Origin of the sequence: Lysinibacillus sp. NPDC096382, assembly GCF_044762845.1 — a bacterium.
Classification (GTDB): Bacteria; Bacillota; Bacilli; order Bacillales_A; family Planococcaceae; genus Lysinibacillus.
Window position 1 is genome coordinate 13,070 of record NZ_JBIWFC010000011.1, and the last position, 14,165, is coordinate 27,234.

At 34.9% G+C, this 14,165-nt stretch carries 11 protein-coding genes; 1 reads left to right on the forward strand and 10 read right to left on the reverse strand.

Annotation, left to right across the window (positions count from 1 at the left end; translation table 11 throughout):
- Positions 1–43 precede the first annotated feature (43 nt).
- The 3 genes from ACIQZA_RS15615 to ACIQZA_RS15625 form a co-directional block, all read right to left on the reverse strand.
- Entirely contained in the window at positions 44–442 is a 399-nt protein-coding gene (locus ACIQZA_RS15615) for a hypothetical protein (protein ID WP_402882559.1), read from the reverse strand.
- A gap of 175 nt (positions 443–617) precedes the next feature.
- Positions 618–1,814, reverse strand: a complete 1,197-nt coding sequence (locus ACIQZA_RS15620; protein WP_402882556.1) for a serine hydrolase domain-containing protein — start codon at positions 1,812–1,814, stop codon at positions 618–620.
- Between the two features lie 53 nt (positions 1,815–1,867).
- Positions 1,868–2,302, reverse strand: coding sequence for a MarR family winged helix-turn-helix transcriptional regulator (locus ACIQZA_RS15625; RefSeq protein ID WP_142507747.1), 435 nt, complete (start codon positions 2,300–2,302; stop codon positions 1,868–1,870).
- Between the two features lie 278 nt (positions 2,303–2,580).
- Here ACIQZA_RS15625 and ACIQZA_RS15630 point away from each other — a divergent pair, with 278 nt between their 5' ends.
- On the forward strand, positions 2,581–2,826 hold the full coding sequence (locus tag ACIQZA_RS15630; RefSeq protein WP_132358618.1) for a YkuS family protein: 246 nt from the start codon (positions 2,581–2,583) through the stop codon (positions 2,824–2,826).
- A gap of 308 nt (positions 2,827–3,134) precedes the next feature.
- Here the strand turns inward: ACIQZA_RS15630 and ACIQZA_RS15635 are convergent, their stop codons facing one another.
- Genes ACIQZA_RS15635 through ACIQZA_RS15665 form a run of 7 tightly spaced genes read right to left on the reverse strand, consistent with a single transcriptional unit; the run spans position 3,135 to position 14,153 of the window.
- Positions 3,135–3,908, reverse strand: coding sequence for a thioesterase II family protein (locus ACIQZA_RS15635; protein WP_402882554.1), 774 nt, complete (start codon positions 3,906–3,908; stop codon positions 3,135–3,137).
- Complete coding sequence (locus ACIQZA_RS15640) at positions 3,896–4,981, reverse strand: Gfo/Idh/MocA family oxidoreductase (protein WP_402882552.1); 1,086 nt, start codon at positions 4,979–4,981, stop codon at positions 3,896–3,898. The genes ACIQZA_RS15635 and ACIQZA_RS15640 overlap by 13 nt, the downstream gene beginning before the upstream one ends.
- Complete coding sequence (locus tag ACIQZA_RS15645; protein WP_402882550.1) at positions 4,978–6,099, reverse strand: saccharopine dehydrogenase NADP-binding domain-containing protein; 1,122 nt, start codon at positions 6,097–6,099, stop codon at positions 4,978–4,980. Before ACIQZA_RS15645 ends, ACIQZA_RS15640 begins: the two co-directional genes overlap by 4 nt.
- Positions 6,083–11,596 (reverse strand): amino acid adenylation domain-containing protein, encoded by a 5,514-nt coding sequence (locus ACIQZA_RS15650; RefSeq protein WP_402882547.1) that lies wholly within the window; start codon positions 11,594–11,596, stop codon positions 6,083–6,085. Before ACIQZA_RS15650 ends, ACIQZA_RS15645 begins: the two co-directional genes overlap by 17 nt.
- A gap of 1 nt (position 11,597) precedes the next feature.
- Positions 11,598–12,635 carry a methyltransferase gene (locus ACIQZA_RS15655; RefSeq protein ID WP_402882545.1) on the reverse strand — a complete coding sequence of 346 codons (1,038 nt, stop codon included), beginning with the start codon at positions 12,633–12,635 and terminating at the stop codon, positions 11,598–11,600.
- 14 nt (positions 12,636–12,649) lie between these two features.
- The gene (locus ACIQZA_RS15660; RefSeq protein ID WP_402882542.1) at positions 12,650–13,411 is read right to left on the reverse strand and encodes an ABC transporter permease; all 762 of its coding nucleotides are present in this window, start codon (positions 13,409–13,411) and stop codon (positions 12,650–12,652) included.
- Positions 13,395–14,153, reverse strand: coding sequence for an ABC transporter ATP-binding protein (locus ACIQZA_RS15665; RefSeq protein ID WP_402882539.1), 759 nt, complete (start codon positions 14,151–14,153; stop codon positions 13,395–13,397). Before ACIQZA_RS15665 ends, ACIQZA_RS15660 begins: the two co-directional genes overlap by 17 nt.
- Positions 14,154–14,165 lie beyond the last annotated feature (12 nt).

The window sequence follows — 14,165 nt, forward strand, 5'->3', positions numbered from 1 at the left end:
GCTTCCCCTTTTTAATTGGTATTCTTTATTTAAAGATTGGTCCTTATAAGCCTCGGCCATTCCGTTTAATTTCATTTCCTCTAATCTGGATATTCAGATTATCCGGGACAACAATCTGGGTAACTCCACCGAAATAGTCATACGCATGAATATGTGCATTTATCCAAGAAGGTAAATCCATTGATAAAGTTGCTGATTCATGGTGTAAAAGAGAAAGAGTCACGTTAGGTTTGGCTAATTCTTCATGAATGTATTCAAAATTGAGTGGTTGCCTCCCCGAACCTTCCAATGACTTCTCTGGGAATAGAAATTCTTCAATCCACTTGTCGTCCATCTCTTCATCAAATGGACAGTTCAATCCTTTCATTGTGGCTAGTTGAATGACCTCTGTTACCTTTTGACGAGAGTTTCCAAATTCCAATATCTTCCGATAATGGATCATAAAAAAACTTCCATTTTCGGCATAAAATACGGTTTGAACAAAAATATCGACATAATCTACATTTATGTAAAGAACCATTTTGATCAATTTTTCAAAATGGTTTCTTTTATTTGCCGTATATTTGCCCTAGCTCTATTAAATGCTCTTTATTACAAGTACGACTTTTATGACTAGATCAATTGACTTTATGATAAGGTACTTCAACACCTTCATCGATAAATAATTGATTCTCAACATCTACATAACTCATCGTATTGTGTACCCAATAATACGACTCATCTATTTTATAAAGTGGCACAGACAACTGATGTTCAAATGAAATCATAAATTGTCTATCCTTTATGATCGTAAATTTTGTGCTAAGTTCATCTGCTAATTCATATTGGCCTGTAATATCATCCTTATTAGTAAGCGATAATATTTCTATATGTTTTGGTGCTTCTACAGAATATTGTATTCCCATTAAGTAATTCACAATTTCTTGTTCATATTGCGGAAACACTTCTTGATTCATTGCTAATACAATCATATCCTTTGTGGAAGTATTAATAAAAGCTTGTGCTGAACAACCGATCCATCCACCTGTATGACCAACCCAGTCATCTTGTACGATAAAACCGTAACTATAATGCTCAGCGACTTCTATTGGTGTTAACATGGATTGCACAATCTCTTTGCTAATATACCGTCCTTGCAAAAATGCTTTTAAAAACTTTGCTACCTCTGCCACCGTTGCATAAATACCACCGTCACCAAATATATTATTATATTTTTCAATTTTGCAAAAATATGGGTCATTATTTACCTTTTTATATCGTTGTTCCTCGTAATCATACGTATGATTTTGCGCTTCGTATTGTTTTGTAGGCTGTGTTGTTGTACTAGTGAGATTTAATGGTCTTGCAATATATTGTTGTAAATATACTTCATACGATAAGCTACTCACTTCTTCAATAATTTTTGCAAGTAAAACATAATTCGTATTGCTATAGAACCAATGCTCATTCGGCATATGTTGTGGCAGTGCCGTCTCGACAAATGTTTCAACACTTTTTGTAAAATCTTCTGCAATATACTCTGGAATACCAGATGTGTGTGTAAGTAAGTGTGCAACTGTCACATTTGTAAAATGAGGTGCGTTAAACCAATTTGTAATTTTATCATCTAACTGTAGCTGTCCTTTTTCAATTAGTTGAAATGTCATTACCGCTGTATACATTTTACTTAACGACGCAAGATTAAATTGTGTATTTTCAGTAATAAGATGTTGCTCTGAGATATCCTGATAACCATGATAATACTGCTTGATTTGTTCATGTTTTTCATAATACATTGCACCATTAAACGAGATATTTTTAAGTAAATCCTCCACTTGTTAACCTCCTAAATAAATTAGATACCTAACATATTAGACATGAAGAAATTTTATAATTCCTCCATTGCGATCTCCCTTAATTTTTCAACAATGCGTTCTAATTCGTTTAACTCATTTGATGAAATTTTGCTGTAAATTTTATCTGCAATTTGCTGTTCTACATAATCTTGCTTCGAAAAATACTCCAATCCGTTTTCAGCTAACGTTATAAATACTTCACGGCGATTTTGTAGATTAATTTCTCGTTTGATATATTTATTCTTTTCCAACTTCGCTATTAATTGGCTAACTGCGCTAGAGCTAATATTCATTTCAATCGCAATTTCACCCACCGTAATACGTTTTGCTAAATACACAATATCTAATACAACCGCTTGTTGTGTTGTAATGCCGCTATTTAAATATTGCTTATAATGTTTATATATCAAACGGTTTATCGTATATTCTGCTTCATTAATGCGCTTAACCTGTTCATATAAGGACAAAAAATCACCTACTAATGTGTTAGATGTCTAATATATTAACAATTGATTTGTCAAACGTCAATCTTATATAAAAAATGTCATCACTCATTGGTACAAAGTATGTCGTTGGTGGTACAGATCGCTGGCCGTAATCATATATAATTGCTCATATCATTTCGTTGCAGTGGAAAATGAATTTCACTAATTTCCTGCCATTAAATTATGTATAACAAAAAAATGAATTAAGTGAATAATTAGCAAGCCTATTTGACACATTACATATAGGAGGTGGAAGAGTAATGTCTAAAATAATTGGTGTGGAACAATCATTAACAAACGTTGAAGACGCTTTAAAGGCAAAAGGTTATGAAGTTATTCAACTTCGTACTGAAGAAGATGCAAAAAAATGTGATGCCTGCGTAATCACTGGGCAAGACAGAGATATAATGGGAATTAGTGATCCTATCATGGCAGGACCTGTTATTGACGCTGATGGTCTTTCTGCTGACGAAGTACTTCAACGTGTCGATAAATATTTCCACTAATAAATGACTAGGTGCTGTCGCTATAGCTTTGTTGACTATAGAGCAGCACCTTTTACTATTTATGTGATTATAGAATACTCATTAGCCCAGGTCTTTAATAATTTCTATGCTTGGATTCTTACAAATTTTACCTATTCTTTTTTTCATTAGCTCTTACTTTAAAAAAATCTTGTTGTGCTTTTTTAGAATACTTTCTTTGCATCATTTTAATTCTCATATTACAGCTTTTACAGGTTCAATAAATACTTTATATGAATACAAAACGGGGGTATCTCTAATTTTAAGATACCCTCATTTTAAAATTTTTTTTACTTAATACAAATCTTAGAAGAACTCTGTATACAGTTCTGCTCCAAACTCTTATAATAATCCTGTTTATTTTCATATGGGAAAAAGTGACTTCCCGAAAACTCTTTCAAATTAAAAGAATTTGTCGTGACATTTCCCCAATTTTTCATACTACTTGCTGGTGCGTCTGGATCATTAGTTCCGCAATGAGCAACAATCGGACCATGAAATAATTCATTACGATAATCAAAAGACTCATTCAAACGATAATCATTTTTCACTATTGGTAAAATATGTTGTAAAACTTCTTTATTTTCCAATAACTCTTTCGGTGTACCTCCTACTCGTATTAATTCTTTAACTAATTCACTATCATCCATATATGTTTGATAGTCATCAGGGAAATGATCTTGAGGTGCATGGCGACCTGCTACTATTAATAAATTCACTTTTTTCTTATATTTTTCTTCTAGTAAACAGGCTGTTTTAAAAGCAAGAATAGCTCCCATGCTATGACCATAAAAATATATTCGCGTTTGGTTTGTTACTCTGTTAATTGCTTCTGCAATTTGTGGCATCACATGAAGATAATCTGTAATATACTGTTCTTTTATTCTTGTTGATTTACCAGGTAGCTCTATCGGAAATACAGCTAAGTTCTGCTCCCATGTTTTCCAATTTCTAAAAGCGGCGGCACTGCCTCCAGCATGATGGAAGCAGAAAAGCTTATTACTATTTTCGTAATCTAACTCGTCCACAAAAGGAAACCACTTTTTAACGTCTACCACACCCATTCTTCATCCTCCTTGATATCCTTCATTCTTAATGGTTCTCGTTCCCGTATGTAAACTTTTTGAGAGGGTCCTATTTTTCCGCCAATATCATTCCATAATTTACAAGCTGTTAAATAATATTGTGTTGTTTGATTAAAGTAAGAACGATTCCAAATATCTTCATAAAATGTTAGAAGAGAACGTTCAACGCTTTTAGGCCATACTTTTTTATAGTGATCTTCGAAGCTATTGTTTTGTGCAGTAAAGACAATCTCCTCTACTGGATAGCTTAGAAATTTATTGTCTATTCTCTTATTTAATATAGGCGATTCGTTTAATGACGAACTCATACACGGCATCCAATGCACTGAACCGTGCGTGTCCGGTAAATACAATGTTCCTCTATTCGTTCCTAAAGTCACTCTGTGCAATAAATAAATGTTACTTTCTGGATTAGCTAAATCCATTTGATTGAAAACACGTAATGTTACAGGGGTGTCCCGTATTTGTCCAGATAGCATATAAAAAGGATTATGCTCTGTAGGGTCATTAACTGGTTCAAATATACAGGATTGTAAACTACCAAGGGCTTGCCCTATAATATCTAGCATTGGAAATAATACTTGGATACTACAAGCCGCCTCTAAATAAATAATATCACTAACTTCTCTTAATGTTTTCGCCGTTTGTATAAAGGAATGTACAGCATCGACATTTGGATAAAAACTATTTAAGTGATATTTACAATTACCTACTTTCGCACTTTTAATTAGCTTTACATAGTCATCCTCATGAACAGGATGCTCCTGTATAACATGTATACCTTTCTCTAAAAATGCTTGTGCTATAGTTGTCCCTTCTCCACCCACGATCGTTGATTTAACAACAACGCACGCAACATCCACCTGCTCATTTGTTATATCTTCTACAGTTGTGTAAAGTGGAACATTCAATGTATTGGCGAGTTCTTGCGACTGTTTACTACCATTAGATAAAATACCTACAAGCTTATAAAGAGATGGTAAATTTAAGATTGCCTGCAAATAATAAGCACCGAACTTCGTACCACAAACGACTACTCTTAATGGCCTCATAATATCCCTTCCTCCAAGTCTAGGTGATTTTCTGTCTGTGAAGTAATGATAAAATCTTCTATCACACACTGTTCATGCAATTCTCGCATGACATTACTTGGATTCAATATGTCGCAAGCCCAATAAACTCCATTTTCCTGAATTATCCCTTCTATAATGGCTTCTACAGATAACGCACAAATAATTCCACTAATCGTAAAGCTATTTTGACAAAGTAATTGAGCTTGTCGTCGTATCGATTGTCCCTTAAATTTTCCAATCATCTCTATGACGAGTGTGTACCATGTTTGTCGAACAGGGAAAATGATAAGTTTTTCCATCAGGTCATCTACAATTTGATGTAAATGGTCAGGCGTATTTTTCATTGCTAATTGTATACACACTTGTTGTAATAATGAAAAAACAGCTTTATTTGGATAAATATTATGCCAATGTGCTTCGGTTATATGTAGCTTTTTTGCAAGGCGAATTGTTTCATTTGTTATATACCTTTGAGCATAGACTGTATTTTCCTCACCATTAATTGTCACATTTATTTTTTCTGTCTGTGCTAGTTCACGTACTATTTTTCCATCCTTATAAAAGGCATTCGCTGTACCAAAACCATAGATGGAGCTAAGCATTATATCAGCTGCTGCGCCTTTACTATATGCTTCTTCTCCTCCTGCATAGCCGCTTATTTTATCTATTTGATCAAATCCTTCTTGAGCTAATAGGCGAGGAAGAATCCCCGATAAACCGGGAAAACTTCCTGCTGAAAGTATCATTATATTTGTTAGCTCCTGTTGTATAAATTTCTTCTCCAATAAATCTGCCCCAAATGCATCGACATAATGGGCCCCAGCTTTTATGGCAGCTTGAGCCACTCTATCAATAATGCTATACGAGGGGCCTGCACAATTTAACACGATTGTACAACCTGCACAAAATGTCTCTAGCGCTATTTGGTCATATATATCTACCTGCATATATTCCATAAATTTGTCTAATTGAGAATGTTCTTTATGCTCACTTCTACTCCCACAGCGTAATGGATATTTATCTTTTAAATATCGTACAGCCGCTTGTCCAACAGCCCCATTGTAGCCAATAATTCCTATTTTAAATTGATGGTTCATGGCTTACTCCTTTAAGCAGTAATTGAGCAGTCTCTTTCACATTAGGCTCCTGCAAACACGTAATATGATTACCATTTATAGGAATGATATTTAAATGACCAAATGTAATATCTCTCCAAAATTCTTCGTTTCTTGTACCAATTACCGGTAAAAAGGATGATATTTTATCAATACAACTAAATGCAACTACGTCTCCCATGAAAGGCTCTGTTCCATACGATACAACACCTTTAAAGCTTTGACAGAAGATTTGATATAGCGTTACCATTCGTTGCTTTTGAAAAGCTGAAATATCACCTTGCAAAGCTGGAACGGTAGTATATAAATCTACTAATCTCTGTTTAGGAGACTTGCTAGCAAGCTTTTGATAACATTGTGCAATTGGTGCAAACTCTCCGGTTAGATTACATAAATCTTCAATTGTAATGGTATTCGCTTCTTTTTTGATTAAATCATGTAGTGCTTTTTTAAGTAATTCATCCTCGACATCGTGACCACTTTTTACAAGATCAGCGCCTATTAATAAACCAAATGTTCTTTCCATTAATAGATCATTTCGAAGCTTTGCATCACAAGGCGTAGTATCTATTGTAATGACTGGTTCAACTTGAACACCTTCTGCAAGTAACACCTTTGCCGTTTCAACAGCAATAAGCCCTCCCATACAGTACCCTATTAATTCAAAGTTTGAAGCGTTTAGCTTTAACAATTGTTGCGCATATTTTTGCCCTAAATTTTGAATAAGTGTTTCAGATGTATAGGCTAAATAATCTGCTTCATCACCAAAAATAAATCCTGCTATCGTGTCTTTGCGGTTAGGTTCATCTATTAAATAAGGGAGCAATTGATTGTAAGGTGTAAGTGTTCCCGTTCCATCGTGGAATAGTACTTTAATTTTTCCGCCAACCTCTCCTTCAGCTAATATAACGAAAGATGTTTTCGTATCTGAGGCAGTTTCATCCTGCATTGTTTGATGATTTTCAAGCGAGTGACTTATCTTTTCTGCAATTTCTGCAATCGTCGGTGTTTGTAAAATCTCTACCATTAATTGATCCCACTCCCAATGCGCCACTTCTGAAAGTGTATCTCTCATTGCTGCCACAACTTGTGCAACTAGTAATGAATCGCCACCTGCTTGATAGAAGTTTTCATTGCGCCAAATACTTTCTCTATTTAGTGCTTTCGCCCAAATTTCTGCAATTCTTTTCTCTAAGTCACCTTGCGGAGATTCACCGGATTGTGCAATAAATGGATTGGATGCTTCTAGTCGACTTTGTAATGCACCTCGATCCACTTTGCCGTTTTCAGATAACGGTAGTTCACGAAGCACTTCAATATGCGCTGGTATCATATATTTTGGTAGTTGTCTTTCTAAATGTTGCTGAACCTCACTCGCATAAAGTCTCTTACGTTCACCTATAAATTGACCGACAAATACTGCCTGATTCGCAGCGGATAATGGATCATTTTTTGTAGGATATACACCGGCTATCTCCACCTCTGTTGCTGCAAATAACTCATGCCACTGTTCACGATTGAAAAATACTTGATCATTGTTTTTTCTAAAGTCTTCAAAATCATTTAGACCAGCATGAAATTCCATTGATGTAAGAAGTGAATAGTTTTCCCCAGTCGTATCTGCTACTATTAACGCTCCTCCTTCAACTGTCATTTCCTTAAAGGTTTGTAACACTTGTGGAGCTTTCTTAGCGTTGTGTAAAACATTATTACATAAAATCAAATCAAAGGAAGATGCTTGAATTCCTTGAGACCAATAGGATTGATTGATATCATACAAACCATATGTAACCCACTTATAAGGTTCAAACGATTTTCGCGCTTCATTTAAAAAGAATTGTGATAAATCTGTAAAAACATATTCTACATTTTTATGATTTAATGTTGGTATTAACTCTAAACTTACACCGCCTACGCCAGCTCCTACCTCTAAAATTCGGAACGTTTTCTCTGGATAAGCCTTTCTAAATTCATCTACAATTGTATGGACAGCTTGAATTGTAACTTGATTTAATGAACGACTAATTAGGTTGTCTTTATATGCCGCTAAAGCAATATCAAACCTTCCTTTAGGGAAAAATAAATCTAATGAATCAATATCCCCGCGAAGTAAACCTAAAAGATGCTTACTTGAATCTTCAAAGTAATCCACAAGTTTTTTTCCATACTGCATTTTTTCTTCAATGTCTCTCCATTTTAGCCAAGAGATTTCTGATGCATTGTGTGGTAAATCTTTATTGACTAGATAATAGTTTGACGTTGCTGGATTTTGCTTTATAAGATTTTCTTTACATAAAACATTCAGCCATCTTCTTAGTAGCTGATGGTAGTATGGATGTACTTTGACTATTTGCTGAATATCACTTATAGAAAATTCTCGATCATCTATAAAAATATCTAAGTCTTGGAATGTTTTCATAATATCTAGTACGGCTGTCCAATTTGAAATTGTAGACCATTGTGCAAATAACTCTCGATCTACATTATGGGTCGCTTGATCTCCAGCGTTTTTAACTACAGTTGTTAATCTTTCTGAAGAAACCAATGTTTTTATTTGATTTGCATTTTTCCTTGCTTGCACGAATGCTGAAATGTTAAATTCTTTACTTGCCAAATCTTTACTTGCAATAACCGCTGCATGCTCTATCTGCTGCATACGTTGCATCGAACTTTCAATTTCACTTAACTCAATGCGATGCCCATTAATTTTAACTTGAGTATCCTCTCTCCCCAAAAACTCAATCACACCATCTGGTAGCAATCTCCCTATATCTCCAGTTGCATATAAACGCTCTCCAGTATAAGGATGGACAATAAATTTCGCTGTAGTATTTTTTTCATTCTGTAGGTAGCCGGTAGCAAGCCCCTCTCCTCCAATATATAAATCACCAATTGTCCAATCAGGGCATGACTCTAGCTCCTTATTCAACACATAAAAATATTGATTTGCTAATGGCTTACCATAAGGAATACTGTTCTTATAGGTAGTATTTATATCTATTGGATAATAAATAGACCAGATTGCTGCTTCTGTTGCTCCACCAAGGCTGATAAATTTCGCTTGTTCAAAATAATGTGCCATTTGTTTTGGTAATGTAACAGGTATCCAATCTCCAGATAAAAATACTAAACGTAATTTTTTATGAAGAGTTGTTGTCGTATCCTGCATGTATGCATGAAGAAGTTGCAATTGGGCTGGTACTGAATTCCAAATAGTGGCTTGATGAGATGTTAAAAGCTCCAACCAATGTTTTGGATCTTTAAGACGTTTATGCTCTGGTAATATAACGCTACCACCAACACTTAATAATCCAAAAATATCGTATACCGATAAATCAAAAGCTAAATTAGCAATTGCTAAAACTCGATCATGTTCTGTTACTTGGAAACGATGATTCATATCCATTATTGTATTCAGTACTGCCCTATGACTAACAATAACGCCTTTCGCTTTTCCTGTACTGCCAGACGTATGAATAATATAAGCTGGCTGTTCTACATCTACACGTACAGGAGTTAACTGTGCTTCTAAAGCAGTGTTTAATTGCTCGACTTCAATAAAGGAAAGAGATTCTTGTTCGTATAAATCACTATGGCTAGCATGACCTAAAATAAAAGTGGTTTGTGATTCACTTATAATATTTTTTTTACGAGCAATCGGTTGCTCAATATCTAAAGGTAAATACACGCCACCTGCTGTTAATGTTCCTATTACAGCAGCAATTTGCCAAATACCCTTCTGTAAGTCAATTGCTACAAAATCTCCTTGCCGCACACCTTTATTAATCAATGCCTGTTGAATGGCATAAACATAACGACCGAGCTCCTCATATGTAAAATATTTACCATCTGCGTAAATAGCTATATTTTTAGCATATTGTGCAATAGCATCTAGCACATTGTCATAAAGTAACCCCTTAGGTAAATCAATCGTTGTTTTATTTACTTCATTTCTAATCTTTTGCATTGCTTCAGGTAAACCTAATAATTGACGTTCTGTCCATGCTGTTTCGTTAGTTGCAAGTTTTGTTAAGTGATCTACAAAAAATTGAAAGGCTGAATCGATTAGCCCACTTGGAAAAATACCTTCACGTACATCCCAATTTATTAATATTCCATCCGGTTGTTCAGATACTTGACAATCAATCCATACTTGAGGTGTTTGACTAATTTTATATGCTAATTTCAACTTAGGCTCATTTTCAGACATATGACTATTCGCGTCTGCACCTAATGTACTTGTATAAACTACCGGTATAATAACATCACGATTACGATGTCGCTTTAATTCACGCAATACTTCAATTCCTGAAAAATCGCGATACTCTAAGTCTGTCCATAGCTGCTGTTGTATTTCAGCCGCATGCTCATAAAATGCTCTATCTCTTTTTGCATGTATTTCTAACAGATTGATGGTCGTAAAATCTCCAATTACATCATGAATTTGAGCATGAATATTAGGTCGATTAAGCATCGTTATATTCATACAATAATGAGATTGTTTTGACCATAAGCCAATAATTTCAGCAAAAGCTGTTAAAATAATACTGGAAGGAGTTAGCCGATGATCTTTTGCCTTCTGACTTAAAAATTGCCATTTATGATTAGGTAACAGGAAATTAAATTGTTCAAAACGAATTGTATTGCTATGAATTTTGTCGCTTTGAACGGGTAACTCTGGCGTCTCTGGGAAAGTCTCTAAACGACTAGTCCAATAATTTTTAGCTTTTTCATTGGCAATCGAGCGATCATGTTGTTCATATTGTTGTATCATGACATCTCTAAATTGAATATCTAAAGCTGGTAATGGAGTATCTTCTGTATAGTAATAGTGTTCTAATTCTGCTATTAATACATTGATACTGACAAAGTCAGCAATTAACATATCAATAGATAGATGAATAACACTTTGATTTTTTTGCTGTGTAAGGACTAGGTCATACAACGGCCATTTATTAGGAGCATATTGCTTAACAGATAACTCATTTCTTACATGTAATAATCGTTGATTGGCTACTTCAGGTACTTCATCTGATAAATCAATAACTTGTATAGTTGGGAGCTCTACGTTTTTTAATACTTGCTGATAACCCTCCTGATGCACTATCGCACGGAGCATATCATGTCGCTTTATGACTTGGTGCCATGCCTTTTCAAGCCGTGTAGGATCAAAAGTAGTGCCAACTAGTTCTGCATATACTTTACAACCTACTCCTCCATAACGATAATTGTTGCTTCTACCTACTAAATAGGCTGATTGAATATCAGTAAGCGGAAAGGAATCATAGCGTTTTTCAGTATCATGAATAATTGATTGTTGTTCCTTCTGTAAATAATCAAGGAGTTGCTTTTTATATTCTTTCAATCGCTCTTTATGTTCATTTGTAAGTACACCAGTTGGAGCCTTAAAATGTAATTTTCCATCTTCTACCCAAAGGTTCACTCCCAGCTCGCTATACTCCTCTAATAATTTTTTCATGTTATAATATTCCCTCCTGATATTCGAAGTCCTTTTTCACAACTTCTATTAGATAGTCATCTTCTTTTAATGAATAAAGTGCTTTGATCGTTAATCCACTTTGATGAAATAGCACCTCAAATTGGGATTGTGTTCTTTCCTTACCTCCACACATCGTCCAAATATTTAAATCCGTCATATATAAATGCGAGGCATTTCCTTCAATAACCTCTGGTAATAATTTTTCAATGATAGTTAGTGTAGAATTTTCGCCCATACTTTGAGCGATATTACGTAAAATTGTGATTGCTGCTTCATCCTCCCAATCATGGAGGATTCGCGATAAAATATAGAGATCACCCAATTTAGGTACCTCTTGAAAAAAGTCTCCTGCCTGAAATGTACATCGACTGTTGATGCCGTAAAGCTCCAATTTCCCTTCTGCCTTTTGTTGTACATGTTGCAGATCTATTACAATCCCTTGAGCATTGCGGTAAAATTCCAAAAATTTCGTAATTATCTCTCCAGATCCTCCACCAACATCGATAATTTTATTGATGCAGTACCAATCTTTTTTTTCTGCAAAATATGCTTCTAGTTGAAGCCGTTCACTTGTTTTACTCATCATCTTATTAAACACTTCAAATTTTTCATTTTGCTGTACTTGCGCTTGAAAATAAGACTGTTGTTCTACTAATTGATAAGGGATTTTCTTCGTTTTCATCGCTTCATAAAGCTTCGACCAATAAGGCATTGCCTGTCTGCCTGTGAATAATAAAAAATCCTTTAATGAATCACTTGCTTGTCCTGATAATTTCTCCCCTAAAGGAAGTAATTTAAAATAATTATTTTCTTCCTCCATATATTTCAAAGCTACTAATGGTCGCATAAAACGAAAGAGCATTTCTTCGTCAAGCGCTAATTCTTGTGCCAATAACGTTACATGCTTTCGTTCATCGAATATGGCATCAAATATTCCTAATTCACAAGCTGTATATAGCAAATAAGAAGTAGAAAAGCCTTGAATCGTTGAACGTATCATACTTTCTTGTATATCCATAGTTAATCTCCTTTTTAATTACTGCTGCTATCTGCCATCAATTTATACCATCTACAAATAGTATTTTCTACGATATTAATAAGGGCATATAGCCCTCCTCCTAATAAAGCTAGCCCTATTACACCTGCATACATAGCTAAGTAATCTCTACTATCCATTCGATTTAAAATGTAATAACCTAATCCACTAAATGATGCAAAGGTTTCAGCTATAAATAGGATTGCTAATGCTGTTCCTAATGAAGCTCGCAAGGAAGTCATTACGCTCGGTAAGCAATAGGGTAGTGTCAAATGGCACAGTGTTTGTAGTTTTGTAGCGTTCAATGATTGAATAACTTGTTTCTGAGAATAAGGAATTCCTTTTGCGGCATCACGAATTACTACTACCAATTGAAAATAAAGAACAAAGGCAATTAACATGATTTTTGGGACATCCCCTAATCCAAATAGCACGAGAATAATTGGTAAAAAAACAACCTTTGGGATAGGATAAAGCACATATAATAAAGGACTTAATAAAAGATCTATCTTTTTATTCCACCCCATAAGTAAACCTGTAGGAATCGCGAAAAAGAGAGCACAGATTATACCGATACCTACTCGATAACTACTTATGAAAAAATGCTGTGTTAATTCACCACTAGTTACTACTGTTAAAAATGATTGTCCCGCTTCAAAAGGTGTAGGTAAAAAAGCTTTATTCAATGAGATGCTAGATAGATGCCATAATAAAATAATGATAATGGTAGCGATGACTATACTATATGTCTTCTTCACACGGCTCTCCCTTTAGTAATTGTTTAATTCGTTGTTGTTGACGATACATGAAAGCAGGATTACGTCGCTCCTCTATCTGATAATCATTCTCAATGGTGCCTGCAATTGTTTTTCCATTCGCGTGAAAAACGACGATGCGATCGCTCATCATCAACGCTTCATCAATGTTATGTGTCACAAATAGTAGCGTTAAATTTCTTTCATGACGTATTTTCTGCAATGTTAGTATTAATTGCTCCTTCGTTAAAATATCTAACGCTGAAAATGGCTCGTCCATTAACAAAACTTTTGGCTTTTGGATTAAAGCTCTCCCTATTGCAACCCTTTGCTGCTGTCCCCCAGATAGTTGAAAAGGATAACTGTACTGCTGATTGTGAATATTCAATTGTGATAAAATAAATTGTGTCTCTTTTTCCCGTTCCTGCTTGGGTCGTTTGGCCAGCTTTAAAGGGAGAGCTATATTATCTTTCACCCTTTTCCATTGGAACAGGCCGTAATTTTGAAAAATAATCGCTATCTCATGCTGTGGTCCTTTCAATTCTTTTCCATCAAAATAAACGGTTCCATTATTCGGTTTTTCCAAACCAGCTACAATTTTTAATAAAGAGGATTTCCCACTACCAGAAACACCAACAATAGCTACACATTCACCAGAAGATATTTGAAGGTTAATGTTTTGCAGGACATTAACCGTACCTGAGGCTGTCTTGTACGCTAAGTCAACATGCTGAATTCTATACACGACATATCCCCC